This window comes from Haemophilus paracuniculus, from assembly GCF_002015115.1.
Classification (GTDB): domain Bacteria; phylum Pseudomonadota; class Gammaproteobacteria; order Enterobacterales; family Pasteurellaceae; genus Haemophilus_E; species Haemophilus_E paracuniculus.
In genome coordinates, this window is record NZ_MUYA01000010.1 from 1 (window position 1) to 13,443 (window position 13,443).

Here is a 13,443-nt window from a genome sequence, read left to right on the forward strand (position 1 = left end):
TAGGGAACACAGTTGCTACATCTGGCATTTTCGCCTTTCCAACCTCTGCAATTTCAAGTAAAATCCGCCGATTATCTTTTTGTTATACCTTACTTAAAACAGGACATTCGTTGCCCTTATGAAAATGAAGAACATTCGTAACTTTTCGATTATTGCTCACATTGACCACGGAAAATCCACCCTTTCTGACCGCTTGATCCAAACTTGTGGCGGTTTGTCGGATCGGGAAATGGAAGCCCAAGTGCTTGACTCAATGGATTTGGAAAAAGAGCGTGGCATTACCATTAAAGCCCAAAGCGTTACCCTCAATTACAAAGCCCAAGACGGCGAAACCTATCAGCTCAACTTTATCGACACCCCAGGACACGTGGACTTTTCCTATGAAGTTTCACGCTCGTTAGCCGCTTGTGAAGGGGCGTTGTTGGTGGTGGATGCAGGGCAGGGGGTGGAAGCCCAAACCCTTGCCAACTGCTACACGGCGATTGAAATGGATTTGGAAGTTGTGCCAATTCTGAACAAAATTGACCTGCCAGCCGCCGATCCAGAGCGTGTCGCCGAGGAAATTGAAGATATTGTCGGGATTGATGCAATGGACGCAGTGCGTTGTTCGGCGAAAACAGGCTTGGGCGTGGATTTGGTTTTAGAGGAAATTGTGAAATCGATCCCTGCCCCCGAGGGCGATCCTGATGCCCCGTTGCAAGCCTTGATTATCGACTCGTGGTTCGATAACTACCTTGGCGTGGTGTCGTTGGTGCGGGTGAAAAATGGTTCGATCAAAAAAGGCGACAAGATCAAAGTGATGTCCACGGGGCAATCTTACAACGTGGATCGCCTCGGGATTTTCACCCCAAAACAGGTGGATACCACCGAATTGAAAACGGGCGAAGTGGGCTGGGTGGTATGTGCGATCAAAGATATTTTGGGCGCACCAGTGGGTGATACCCTGACCTCGCATAATACCCCTGCAATCGCACCGCTTCCTGGTTTTAAAAAGGTCAAACCGCAGGTTTACGCAGGTTTGTTTCCGATCAGTTCAGACGATTATGAAGCCTTCCGCGATGCCCTCGGCAAATTGAGCTTGAACGATGCTTCCCTATTCTACGAGCCAGAAAATTCGACCGCCCTCGGCTTTGGTTTCCGTTGCGGTTTCTTGGGCTTGTTGCATATGGAAATTATCCAAGAGCGATTAGAGCGTGAGTACGATCTCGATTTGATCACCACCGCCCCGACCGTAGTTTACGAAGTGGAACAGACCAACGGCGAAGTGATCTATGTGGACAGCCCGTCTAAACTGCCTGCGATCAACAATATCGCTGAGATTCGTGAGCCGATTGCGGAATGTAATATGCTCGTGCCGCAGGAATATCTCGGCAACGTGATTACCCTGTGTGTCGAAAAACGTGGGGTGCAAACCAATATGGTGTATCACGGCAACCAAGTGGCTTTAACCTACGAAATTCCAATGGGCGAAGTGGTGTTAGATTTCTTCGACCGCTTGAAATCAACCTCACGGGGTTATGCGTCCCTCGATTACGGTTTCAAACGCTTCCAAGCGGCGGATATGGTGCGTGTGGATATTATGATTAACGGCGACCGCGTGGATGCGTTAGCCCTGATTGTGCATAAAGCGAACGCGCCTTACCGTGGGCGTGAATTGGTTGAGAAGATGAAAGATCTAATCCCTCGCCAACAGTTCGACATTGCGATCCAAGCGGCAATCGGCAACCATATTATTGCCCGTTCCACCGTGAAACAGTTGCGTAAAAACGTTCTCGCGAAATGTTACGGCGGCGATGTGAGCCGTAAGAAAAAGCTCTTGCAGAAACAGAAAGAGGGTAAAAAACGAATGAAATCCCTCGGTAACGTGGACGTACCGCAAGAGGCATTTTTGGCGATTCTGCACGTTGGCAAGGATTAAAATGCAGAAAATCCCCGCGGAATTTTTCGCCCTCGCCGCCGCAGGGCTGAACGGCACCATCGGGGTCTTTACCCGATTTGGCTTAGAAAACAGCTCGCCGTTCGCCATTGCGTTTTGGAAATGTTTTGTGGCGTTTTTGGTGCTGTTGCCGATTTGCCTCGCCAAAGCCCCATTACGCCAGCAAACCCAAGCCCTCGCGGGGCGTTGGAAACCCTTGGCGTTTCTCGCCTTTCTCGGTATTTTCGCCCTCTACTTTTTTGAAACCTGGGCGTTTAGCGAAGCGAGTATTCCGCTGGTGTCGTTCCTCACTTACGCCGCTGGGGTCATCACGATTTTGCTCTCGGTATGGGTGTTGAACGAGAAAATGACGTGGTACAAAGCCACCGCTTTCGCCTTGATTTTTGCGGGTGTTGGCTTGCTGTTTCTGTTTGAGGGATCGGTGTCAGGCTCTTATTTCGGCATTTTATTGGCGATTCTCGGCGGTTTGGGCTACGCCCTGTTTATCTTTTTCAGCAAGTTCTTCAACTTACCGAGTGGCTTGCCATTGTTGGTGTGGCTGTTTGGATTTGGCTCGATCTACCTATTCGTGCCATTTGCTTTTACAGGATTAAGCGTACCTGATACAACTTCGTGGTTGATGATCTTCGCCCTCGTGTTATTGCCAAGTATCGGCGGATTTTATTGCACCACCAAAGCGGTGGAAAAAGGCGAAGCAGGCAAAGTGCAAATCATCGAAACCACCGATCCGCTCTTTTCCGCCTTGTTTGCATTCCTGATTTTCGGCGACCTCCTCGCCCCACTCGGAATGCTCGGGGCAGGGTTAATTATGGCAGGGCTACTGTTCTCGCTCAAAAAATAACGGTTGCAAGCGGTGGGATTTTCGCAAATTTTACATTATAGCCCCCTTCCCCCTACTGCGTAGGGTACTTCCCCCGTAAACGGGGGAAGATCAGATCTGCCCCCGCTTGCGGGGGAAGTGGTTGAGCGAAGCGAAACCGAAGGGGGCAATAAGCGGAATTTTCCGCAAAAATTTCAGTCAAACCGACCGCTTGTTTATTTATCTTAAAGGAAAATTTATGGGAAATTTAATTTCGATTCTGTTTATCGGCGTGCTTTACGGCATTTGGAAATGGCTGGATTCAATGCAACTGCCGAACAGCATTTCGATTTTGCTCGTGTCGCTGGTGGCGATTTGTGGGATTTGTTGGGTACTGGTCAAAAGAGGGCGAAAAAATGGCGTTACCGAATTTTTCGGCTCACTGTTCGGCGTTCTGTTTGTGATCACAATGATCCGCTCATTCTTATTTGAGCCGTTCCAAATCCCAAGTGGCTCAATGGAACCAACCTTGCGAGTGGGGGATTTTCTGTTGGTCAATAAATTCGGCTACGGGATCAAAGATCCGATTTTCCAAAATACCTTAATTGAAGTCGGCAAACCGCAACGGGGCGACATCATTGTGTTCAAAGCCCCAAAGCAGCCGAACGTGGACTACATCAAACGCGTGGTGGGCGTGGGCGGCGACCGCATTAAATACGATATGCGAACCCGTGAATTAACCCTAATTGAGGGCGATAGCGGCAAAAAAGTGGTGTTCAAATACGAGGGAGGCACGCCAAATCCAGACTTCTATTATCACGGCGAAATGCAGATCGAACGCACCGAAATCGGCAGCGTGAGCCACCAAATTTTGAACAATCCGCAACCGTTTAACTACGCCCCTTACTTCTTCAAACAAGAGGGCTTGGAAGCAGGCGAATGGATTGTGCCAGCTGGGCAATACTTCGTAATGGGCGACAACCGCGATAACAGCGAAGACAGCCGTTTCTGGGGCTTCGTGCCAGAGAAAAACGTGGTCGGCAAAGCCAGCTACATTTGGCTCAGCCTCGATAAAAAACCAAACGAATACCCAACGGGGGTTCGGTTTAGTCGAATGTTTACTGCTATTCAATAGCGAAAAAAACTCTCGCCCACTTGTGGGAGAGAGACCGCTTGAAATACGTTTAGTATTTCAAGCAGAGAGAGGGATACAAGCGGTAGGATTTCTGCAAATTTTTGCCCTCTCCCTGATTTTTCTTCTCAACGAAGAAAAATCTGTCCCTATCCCATAAATGGGCGAGGGCTATGTTACAGTTCAAATATACACAAAGAAAATGCACCTAGACCGCCTACAAAAAACCATTGGTTATCAATTTGATAACCTTGATTACCTAAAAACCGCCCTGACGCACCGAAGTGCGGGGGCGAAAAATAATGAACGCCTTGAATTTTTGGGGGATTCGATCCTCAATTTTGCGATTGGGCGTGCCTTGTACGAGAAATTTCCGAAAGCGAACGAGGGCGAATTGAGCCGTATGCGTGCGACCCTTGTGCGAGAGCAGACGTTGGCGATTATCGCACGCCGATTTGATCTTGGCGAATACCTCAAATTAGGGGCGGGCGAGCTGAAAAGTGGGGGCTATCGCCGTGAGTCGATTTTGTCCGACTGCGTTGAGGCGATCATTGCGGCGATCTACCTTGATAACGGAATGGAACGTGCGATTGAACGCGTGATGATTTGGTATCAAGATTTGCTCAACGAAATGCAACCAGGCGAGGCTCAAAAAGATCCGAAAACCCGCCTGCAAGAATTTTTGCAGGGCAGAAAGCACCGCTTGCCTGATTACGAGGTGCTAGACATCAAAGGGCAAGCGCATAACCAAACGTTCAAAGTGAGTTGCAAGGTGGAAATCCTTGATGAAATCTTTGTCGGCATTGGCACCAGCCGCCGCAAAGCCGAACAAAACGCCGCCGAGCAAGCGTTGGCAAAATTAACCGAGAAGAAATAAAACAAGCGGGTAGATTTTCAGAAATTTCCAGAAATCTACCCGCTTGCTTTTGTAAAAAATGGCGATTATTTAATGGTCGCTACCACCATTACCATCATAAAACTGACCACCGCCAACAAAAAGTGTTTAAGCGAGAACGGGGCGTTTTTCTTAAAGGCTTTGACCGCACAGAAAACGTAGATGCCGATAAACATCAACTTCGCCCAAATCCAGCTTTCGCCAAAGGAAAAGCCGAACAGGAAGAAAATCGCCACACCCGAAGCTAGCAATAAGGTATCCACCAAATGTGGTGCGATTTTTAACATTTTATATTGTCGCCAATCGACCTGCTTTGCCGACAACACCCCACGCACTAGCAACAGTGCCAAGCTCACATAAGCCAACCCAATATGGGCGAAAAATAAATTTTGCATCATTATGCCTCTGCAATTTCCGTTTTAAGATATTGAAAAATCTCACGATAATTTTTGGCGGGCTTGTTCGCCTCACGCTCTTTAATCGCCCCACGAATTAGGGTGCGTAAATGTTGGCGATCCAACTGCGGATACTCTTCCAACAAATGATTGAGGGAAGCATCGCCCATTTCAATCAATTGATCACGCACCAATTCCAGCTTGTGCAACAACGCCTGCTGCTGATTGTGGCGATTTTTGACCTTATCCAACGCCTCTTGAATCGGCTCGGGATCACGGTTTCGCAACAATTTACCGATATATTGAATCTGACGACGTTTCGCCTCTAATTTAAAGCCCTGTGCCTGTTTGATCGCATATTTCAAATCCTCATCAAGGGGGATTTTTTCCAAATTCTGCGGCGTGAGTTCAATCAATTCTGCCCCTAATTTTTTCAGATACTCGGAATCACGTTTAATCTCACTCTTACTGACCCAAATGATTTCCTCGTCCTCATCTGTCCAGTCAATCTCATTTTTAGCCCGTTTCGCCATTGTTTTCCTCGTTCTTGAATTTTCAAAATGGGGCGTAGTTTAGCAGATTCGTCCATTCAAATAAAATAAAACCCTGCATTCGCAGGGTTATCTTGTTTAGAATGGAATATCATCATCCGAGAAGTTATCTACTGGGGCTGGTTGTGGTGCAGGTGCTGGTTTGGCTTGTGGTTTTGGTGCAGATTGGGCGTAGCTGTTGTTGCCGTAGTTTGCACTTTGATCGTAGCCACCGCCTGCGTTGTTATTTTGGTTCCAGCCACTTTGTCCGCCGAAATCGCCGCCGTTGTCGTTGCGACCGCCTAACATTGTGAGGCTGTCTGCTTGAATTTCGGTGGTGTAGCGATCTTGTCCGTTTTGATCTTGCCATTTACGGGTTTTGAGTTTGCCCTCAATGTAAACTTGTGAGCCTTTGCGTAAGTATTGCCCCGCTACTTCTGCATTGCGGCGGAATAGCACAATGCGGTGCCATTCGGTAACTTCACGGCGTTCGCCCGTGTTTTTATCGTTCCACACTTCGCTGGTGGCTACACTGATATTCGCCACCGCATCGCCGTTTGGCATTGTACGCATTTCAGGGTCGTTACCTAAACGCCCAACAATAATCACTTTATTAACACCTGCCATAAAAATTCCTCTGTAATAAACGGTTAAAATCGGCGGGTATTTTACCCGAAAATTTAAAAATTACCAGTGTGAAAACTGATATTTTGTACAGTTATTAAAATTATGCGATAATGATCGACAATTTCGGAAAAATCGCTTTACTTTTTTGAGAATTAAAAATGCAACATATCGATATCCGTGGGGCGAGAACCCACAATCTTAAAAACATCAATTTAATCCTGCCGAGAGATAAATTTATTGTGATTACGGGGCTGTCTGGCTCGGGCAAATCTTCGTTGGCGTTTGATACGCTCTATGCCGAGGGGCAACGCCGTTATGTGGAATCCCTTTCCGCTTACGCTCGCCAATTTTTGTCGTTAATGGAAAAGCCCGATGTGGATCATATTGAGGGCTTGTCGCCAGCGATTTCGATTGAGCAAAAATCCACCTCGCACAATCCACGTTCGACGGTGGGGACGGTAACAGAAATCCACGACTATTTGCGTTTGTTATTCGCTCGCGTGGGCGAGCCGCGTTGCCCCGATCACGATGTGCCGTTGGCGGCGCAAACTATTTCGCAGATGGTCGATCACGTTTTGGGTTTGCCAGAGGGTAGCCGTTTGATGTTGCTTGCCCCTGTGGTCAAAGAGCGTAAGGGCGAACACGCAAAACTATTGGAAAATCTCACCGCTCAGGGCTACATTCGGGCGAGAATTGATGGCGAAATTTGTGATCTTTCCGATCCGCCAAAGCTCGAATTGCAGAAAAAACATACGATTGAAGTGGTGATCGACCGCTTCAAAGTTCGCCCTGATCTTGCCACGCGTTTGGCGGAATCTTTTGAAACCGCCCTTGATTTATCGGGTTCGACCGCGATTATCGCCAATATGGACGATCCAACCGCCGAAGAAATCGTCTTTTCCGCCAGCTTCGCCTGCCCTCATTGTGGCTATGCGTTAAGCGAACTCGAACCACGCTTATTCTCATTCAACAACCCAGCAGGGGCTTGCCCGACCTGCGATGGCTTGGGCGTTCAGCAGTATTTTGACGAACGCAAAGTGATTCAAAACGGCGAAGTTTCCCTTGCAAGCGGTGCGATCAAGGGATGGGATCGCCGCAGTTTCTACTATTTCAGCCTGTTGCAAGCGGTCGCCAAACATTACGATTTCGACCTTGAAACGCCCTTTGAAAAATTGCCGAAAAAAATTCAGCAGATCATTTTGCACGGCTCAAAAGAGGAAATCGAGTTCGTTTACACCAACGACCGTGGCGACAAAATCAAACGCAAACACTCGTTCGAGGGCGTGCTAAACAATATGGCTCGCCGTTATCGCGAGACGGAATCCAACTCTGTGCGAGAAGAACTCGCCAAATATATCAACAACCGAGCTTGCGTGGATTGCGAGGGCTCACGCTTACGCAAAGAGGCTCGCTACGTTTTCGTGGAAAAAACCAACCTGCCGACCGTATCAGAAAAGAGTATCGGCGAGGCGTTGGACTTCTTCAACAGCCTCAATCTCACGGGGCAAAAAGCCCAAATCGCCGAAAAGATTCTGAAAGAAATTCGTGAGCGGTTGCAATTCCTCGTCAATGTTGGCTTGAATTATCTTTCCCTCTCACGTTCGGCGGAAACCCTGTCGGGGGGCGAGGCTCAACGTATTCGCCTTGCCAGCCAAATCGGGGCAGGGCTGGTCGGCGTGATGTATGTGCTGGACGAGCCGTCTATCGGCTTGCACCAAAGAGATAACGAACGCCTGCTCAACACCCTCGTGCATCTTCGCAACCTCGGCAACACGGTGATTGTGGTGGAACACGATGAAGACGCGATTTTAGCCGCCGATCATATTGTCGATATTGGACCAGGGGCGGGCGTGCACGGCGGTCAAGTGATCGCCCAAGGCACGGCACAAGAGATTATGCAGAACGAACATTCGATCACGGGTAAATTCCTGTCGGGGCGTGAGAAGATCGAAATTCCACAACATCGTACCCCTTGCGATCCGAGCCGAATGCTGACCCTCAAAGGGGCGAGTGGCAACAATCTTAAAAAAGTGGATTTAGCAATTCCAGTCGGCTTGTTTACCTGTATCACGGGGGTGTCTGGCTCGGGTAAATCGACCTTGATTAACGACACCCTGTTCCCGATTGCCCAAAATGCCCTCAACCGAGCGGAAAATAGCGATGTCGCCCCTTACGAGAGCATTGACGGCTTGGCGCATTTCGACAAAGTCATCGACATCAACCAAAGCCCGATCGGACGCACGCCACGTTCCAACCCAGCCACTTACACGGGCTTATTCACTCCGATCCGTGAGCTGTTTGCTGGCACGCAAGAGGCGAGGGCGAGGGGCTATAACGTGGGGCGTTTCAGCTTTAACGTGCGGGGTGGACGTTGCGAAGCTTGCCAAGGGGACGGCGTGATTAAGGTGGAAATGCACTTCCTGCCTGATGTGTATGTGCCGTGCGACCACTGTAAAGGCAAACGCTACAACCGTGAAACCCTAGAAATTCGCTACAAAGGCAAAACCATTCATCAAGTGCTGGATATGACGGTGGAAGAGGCGAGGGAATTTTTCGACCCTGTGCCGATGATCGCTCGCAAACTGCAAACCCTGATTGACGTGGGGCTTTCCTATGTGCGATTGGGGCAGTCGTCTACCACCTTATCGGGGGGCGAGGCTCAACGGGTCAAACTGGCGGCGGAACTGTCCAAAAGAGACACGGGCAAAACCCTCTACATTTTGGACGAACCAACCACAGGCTTACACTTTGCCGACATCAAACAGCTTTTGAGCGTGCTACACCGCTTACGGGATCAAGGCAACACGATTGTGGTGATTGAGCATAATTTAGACGTAATCAAAACCGCCGACTGGATTGTCGATCTCGGCCCAGAGGGTGGCAGTGGTGGCGGCCAAATCATCGCCCAAGGCACCCCAGAGCAAGTCGCCAAAGACAAAAAATCCCACACCGCAAGGTTCTTGAAAGGGATTTTGGCGAAGGGCTAGAGCTAATCGATAGCAGGGGGTAGGATTTTCCGAAATTTCATAAAATCCTACCCCTTGTATGTGTGCAAATAAAAACCACTTCATTTAGAAGTGGTTTTTTGTTTTTTATGCTTCGCTATTTTCTGTATTTTCCAGATTGTCGATTTCGGTTGAGGTTTCTTCGTCCTCGTCAAAATCGGCGATGCGTTCGAGGCTGACGACGCTTTCGCTGTCGGCGGTGCGGATAATGCGGACGCCTTGGGTGTTACGCCCCACGAGGCTGACTTCATTCACGCGGGTGCGAACCAGCGTGCCAGCATCCGTGATCAACATAATTTGATCGCTTTCTTCCACTTGCACTGCAGCCACCACTTTACCGTTGCGTTGGTTCACCTTGATCGAAACCACGCCTTTGGTGTTACGGGATTTGGCTGGATATTCCACCAACTTGGTCCGTTTGCCGTAGCCGTTTTGGGTAACGGTCAGGATTTCGCCCTCGTTGTGTGGGATCACGAGGGAAACCACTTTATCGGTGTTGAGATCCACGGCGGTATCTTCGGCTTCCTCGTTTTCAATTTCGACAATTTCCGCTTCTTCAATCTCTTCGTTTGAGATTTCTACGGTAGAAAGTTTAATCCCTCTCACCCCTGTGGCGGTACGACCCATTGGGCGAACGGCTTTTTCCGCAAAGCGAACCACACGACCTTGTGCCGAGAAGAGCATAATTTCGCTTTCGCCGTTGGTAATATCGACCCCGATCAGCTCATCGCCCTCACGCAAGTTCACCGCAATCAAACCGTTGGTGCGGATATTGCTGAATGCGTCAAGGGATACTTTCTTCACGATTCCGCCAGCGGTCGCCATAAAGATAAATTTATCTTGGCTAAATTCGCCGTTTGGAATCGGCAGAATGGCGGTGATCCGTTCGTTTTTGTCTTTATCCAGCGGTAGGATATTGACGATTGGTGTCCCTCGTGCTGCTCGGCTGGCTTGTGGCAGTTGATACACTTTGAGTTGGAACACTTTGCCTGCGTTTGAGAAGCAGAGAATGGTGTCGTGGGTGTTTGCCACGAGTAAGCGTTCGATAAAGTCTTCTTCTTTCATCTTGGTCGCCGATTTGCCCTTACCGCCACGGCGTTGGGCTTCATAATCGGACAACGGCTGATATTTCACATAGCCAGCGTGGGAAAGGGTTACCACCACATCTTCTTGGGCGATTAAATCTTCAAGGTTGATGTCTGCCGAGCTAGCAGTGATTTCGGTACGGCGTTGGTCGCCAAATTCGGCACGGATTTGCTCTAATTCCTCGCGGATCACTTCCATTAAGCGTTCGTAGCTGTTGAGAATGTGCAATAATTCGCCGATTTCCACCAATAACGCGGTGTATTCATCAACAATTTTATCGTATTCCAAGCCTGTTAAACGGTAGAGGCGTAAATCTAAGATCGCTTTCACTTGCACTTCGGATAAGCGATATTTGCCGTTGTTCGCCCCTAATTCCGCGGCGAGATCAGCGAGGCGTGCATTGCCAGCCCCCTCTAATGAGAGTAACGATGAAGCAAGCCCAATATCCCAATCTTTTGAAAGTAATTTTTGGGTGGCTTCTTCGGCGTTGCGTGATGAGCGGATCATCTCGATCATTTCATCAATGTTTGCCAACGCAATGCCTAAGCCCTCTAAAATATGGCTACGCTCACGGGCTTTACGCAATTCGTAAATGGTGCGGCGGGTAACTACTTCACGGCGGTGGTTGATAAAGGCTTCGATGATCTGTTTGAGGTTGAGCAACTTAGGCTGACCTTGATCAAGGGCAACCATATTGATCCCGAACGTAACTTGCATTTGCGTGAGGGCATAAAGGTGGTTTAACACCACTTCGCCCACCGCATCACGTTTGATGTCGATGACAATGCGAACATCGGGGAACTCTTCCGATTCATCACGAATATCAGAAATGCCCTCGATTTTTTTCTCGGCACTTAATTCATCAATTTTTGCGATCAAGTTCGCTTTGTTTACTTGGTAAGGAATTTCCGTGATGATAATTTGCTCACGCCCTTTATCATCAAGCTCTACGCTTGCTTTGGCACGCACATACACCTTGCCTTTGCCCGTGCGATAGGCTTCTTCAATGCCTGAACGACCATTGATAATCGCCCCCGTTGGGAAATCAGGGCCAGGGATATATTGCATTAACTCGGCAATCGAGATTTGATCGTTCTCGATATAGGCTAAACAGCCGTCTAGCACTTCGTTGATATTGTGGGGCGGAATGTTGGTTGCCATACCCACCGCAATCCCCGAAGAACCATTGACGAGCAAGTTAGGAATTTTGGTTGGCAGCACATCAGGAATCATCTCTTTGCCGTCATAGTTTGGCGAGAAATCCACCGTTTCTTTGTCAAGGTCGGTCAATAATTCCTGCGTGATTTTTTGCATACGGACTTCGGTATAACGCATTGCCGCTGGCGAGTCGCCGTCAATCGAACCAAAGTTACCTTGCCCGTCCACCAACATATAGCGAAGTGAGAATGGTTGAGCCATACGCACAATGGTGTCGTAAACGGCACTATCGCCGTGCGGGTGGTATTTACCGATCACATCGCCCACCACACGCGCTGATTTCACATAAGGCTTGTTATAGACGTTATTATTACGATCCATTGAATAAAGCACACGGCGATGCACCGGCTTTAAACCATCTCGCACATCAGGCAAGGCACGCCCCACAATTACCGACATCGCATAGTCGAGATAAGAAGTTTTTAGCTCGTCTTCGATGCTGATAGGGGTAATATCTTTGGCTAATTCGCTCATTGAAATTTCCTAATCACGTTTAAAAAATAACCGCCCAGCACGTTGGGATCGCATTGGGCGAAAAAGTGGCGAGATTATAGCATAAAAAGAATGGAAATTCGTGAAAAAGTCGGTATATTCTGCGTTCAAATTCCTTAACAACAAGCAAAAATGAATAACGTAGATCAACAAGAACTCTCTAAATTTGAAAAAATGGCAAAAACGTGGTGGGATTTAGAGGGCGATTTCAAGCCGATCCACCTGCTCAACCCCCTTCGTTTGGCGTATATCAGTGAAAAAGCGAACGGCTTATTTGGCAAACGGGTGCTGGATGTCGGCTGTGGTGGCGGCATTTTAAGCGAAGCAATGGCGAAGCAGGGGGCAATCGTTACAGGCATCGATATGACCACCGAACCCCTTATCGTGGCAAAACAGCACGCCGAGCAAAGTGGCGTTCAAATTGATTATCAGCAAACCACCATTGAAAAATTTTTGGAAAATCATACCGCTTGCAAGGGTGAAAAATTTGATGTGATCACCTGTATGGAAATGCTGGAACACGTCCCCGATCCGCTTTCGATCATTCAAAGTTGCAAAGCCTTACTAAAACCGAACGGCGTGCTGTTTTTTTCCACGATTAACCGCACGCTCAAAGCCTATGCCCTCGTGATTATCGGGGCGGAATATGTGCTAAAAATGTTGCCGAAAGGCACGCACGATTTTGAAAAATTTATCAAACCTGCCGAACTGTTGGCGTGGTGCGATCAGGCGGATCTGCAATGCAGCGAAATGGTCGGCTATCATTACAATCTGCTTACCCAAAAATTCTGGCTAAATAACGATGTGAGTGCCAATTATATTGCGACTTTGCGGATTGCTTCATAACTCGTCAAAGTAGGCTTTGCCCCACGTTTTTTCGGCAAGTTGTAGCAAATTGGCGAAATCTTGATAAGTCGGCACGGCTTGATCAGCAATGTTAAGCTGTTCGCTCACTAATTTTTGGCGTAATTCTTCATACCATTTCAGCAGGGAAAGGGATAACGGCGAACTGGCTCGTCTGCCGAGCCAAAACAGCCCTTGATAGGGAATGCTTAACGCAAACAGGGCGGTGATGATCGCATTGACTAAAATGGATTGATCGGGATCGACAAAAAAGTATTGCCACACAATCGCAAAGCACGCAAAGGCAGGCATTACACGGCTGGCGAATTTAATCAGCCGAATCAAACGATAATCGGGCATAAATAGGGCAAGTTTTTTCTGATTTGGATAGGTTTCGAGGTAGCGTTGCCCCGCAAGTAGCGTGTTATACATAAATCCCCCTTTATTCAATTCGGCTATTTTGCTTGAAAATCTGCTTTTCAACA

11 protein-coding genes are annotated in these 13,443 nt (G+C 48.4%); 6 read left to right on the top strand and 5 right to left on the bottom strand.

Annotated elements, in window-relative coordinates; genetic code table 11:
* Positions 1-124: 124 nt before the first annotated feature.
* From lepA to rnc, 4 genes are all read left to right on the top strand, one after another.
* On the top strand, positions 125-1,918 hold the full coding sequence (lepA, locus tag B0187_RS07890) for a translation elongation factor 4 (RefSeq protein WP_078237366.1): 1,794 nt from the start codon (positions 125-127) through the stop codon (positions 1,916-1,918).
* A 1-nt stretch (position 1,919) separates the two neighbouring features.
* Complete coding sequence (locus tag B0187_RS07895) at positions 1,920-2,777, top strand: DMT family transporter (protein WP_078237325.1); 858 nt, start codon at positions 1,920-1,922, stop codon at positions 2,775-2,777.
* A gap of 217 nt (positions 2,778-2,994) precedes the next feature.
* Positions 2,995-3,870, top strand: coding sequence for a signal peptidase I (lepB, locus tag B0187_RS07900; protein ID WP_078237326.1), 876 nt, complete (start codon positions 2,995-2,997; stop codon positions 3,868-3,870).
* 199 nt (positions 3,871-4,069) lie between these two features.
* Entirely contained in the window at positions 4,070-4,744 is a 675-nt protein-coding gene (gene rnc / locus B0187_RS07905) for a ribonuclease III (protein WP_078237327.1), read from the top strand.
* A 65-nt stretch (positions 4,745-4,809) separates the two neighbouring features.
* Here the strand turns inward: rnc and B0187_RS07910 are convergent, their stop codons facing one another.
* From B0187_RS07910 to ssb, 3 genes are all read right to left on the bottom strand, one after another.
* Positions 4,810-5,157, bottom strand: coding sequence for a SirB2 family protein (locus B0187_RS07910; RefSeq protein ID WP_078237328.1), 348 nt, complete (start codon positions 5,155-5,157; stop codon positions 4,810-4,812).
* 2 nt (positions 5,158-5,159) lie between these two features.
* Entirely contained in the window at positions 5,160-5,690 is a 531-nt protein-coding gene (gene yjgA, locus B0187_RS07915) for a ribosome biogenesis factor YjgA (RefSeq protein ID WP_078237329.1), read from the bottom strand.
* A gap of 96 nt (positions 5,691-5,786) precedes the next feature.
* Complete coding sequence (ssb, locus tag B0187_RS07920) at positions 5,787-6,314, bottom strand: single-stranded DNA-binding protein (protein WP_078237330.1); 528 nt, start codon at positions 6,312-6,314, stop codon at positions 5,787-5,789.
* A 158-nt stretch (positions 6,315-6,472) separates the two neighbouring features.
* On the opposite strand from ssb, the gene uvrA reads away from it, so the two are divergent.
* On the top strand, positions 6,473-9,301 hold the full coding sequence (gene uvrA / locus B0187_RS07925) for an excinuclease ABC subunit UvrA (protein WP_078237331.1): 2,829 nt from the start codon (positions 6,473-6,475) through the stop codon (positions 9,299-9,301).
* Between the two features lie 105 nt (positions 9,302-9,406).
* Here the strand turns inward: uvrA and gyrA are convergent, their stop codons facing one another.
* Complete coding sequence (gene gyrA, locus B0187_RS07930; RefSeq protein WP_078237332.1) at positions 9,407-12,097, bottom strand: DNA topoisomerase (ATP-hydrolyzing) subunit A; 2,691 nt, start codon at positions 12,095-12,097, stop codon at positions 9,407-9,409.
* Between the two features lie 150 nt (positions 12,098-12,247).
* Here gyrA and ubiG point away from each other — a divergent pair, with 150 nt between their 5' ends.
* Positions 12,248-12,961 (top strand): bifunctional 2-polyprenyl-6-hydroxyphenol methylase/3-demethylubiquinol 3-O-methyltransferase UbiG, encoded by a 714-nt coding sequence (gene ubiG / locus B0187_RS07935; RefSeq protein ID WP_078237333.1) that lies wholly within the window; start codon positions 12,248-12,250, stop codon positions 12,959-12,961.
* On the opposite strand, the gene yfbV is transcribed toward ubiG, so the two are convergent.
* A complete protein-coding gene (yfbV, locus tag B0187_RS07940) occupies positions 12,956-13,390 on the bottom strand; it encodes a terminus macrodomain insulation protein YfbV (RefSeq protein ID WP_078237334.1) in 435 nt (144 codons plus the stop codon). The genes ubiG and yfbV overlap by 6 nt on opposite strands.
* Between the last annotated feature and the right edge of the window lie 53 nt (positions 13,391-13,443).

Bases quoted from the DNA above. Each gene is read 5' to 3' on its own strand.
- lepB (WP_078237326.1), top strand. From the start codon at position 2,995: ATGGGAAATTTAATTTCGATTCTGTTTATCGGCGTGCTTTACGGCATT.
- ssb (WP_078237330.1), bottom strand. From the start codon at position 6,314: ATGGCAGGTGTTAATAAAGTGATTATTGTTGGGCGTTTAGGTAACGAC.
- ubiG (WP_078237333.1), top strand. From the start codon at position 12,248: ATGAATAACGTAGATCAACAAGAACTCTCTAAATTTGAAAAAATGGCA.
- gyrA (WP_078237332.1), bottom strand. From the start codon at position 12,097: ATGAGCGAATTAGCCAAAGATATTACCCCTATCAGCATCGAAGACGAG.
- yjgA (WP_078237329.1), bottom strand. From the start codon at position 5,690: ATGGCGAAACGGGCTAAAAATGAGATTGACTGGACAGATGAGGACGAG.
- lepA (WP_078237366.1), top strand. From the start codon at position 125: ATGAAGAACATTCGTAACTTTTCGATTATTGCTCACATTGACCACGGA.
- rnc (WP_078237327.1), top strand. From the start codon at position 4,070: ATGCACCTAGACCGCCTACAAAAAACCATTGGTTATCAATTTGATAAC.
- yfbV (WP_078237334.1), bottom strand. From the start codon at position 13,390: ATGTATAACACGCTACTTGCGGGGCAACGCTACCTCGAAACCTATCCA.
- B0187_RS07910 (WP_078237328.1), bottom strand. From the start codon at position 5,157: ATGCAAAATTTATTTTTCGCCCATATTGGGTTGGCTTATGTGAGCTTG.
- B0187_RS07895 (WP_078237325.1), top strand. From the start codon at position 1,920: ATGCAGAAAATCCCCGCGGAATTTTTCGCCCTCGCCGCCGCAGGGCTG.
- uvrA (WP_078237331.1), top strand. From the start codon at position 6,473: ATGCAACATATCGATATCCGTGGGGCGAGAACCCACAATCTTAAAAAC.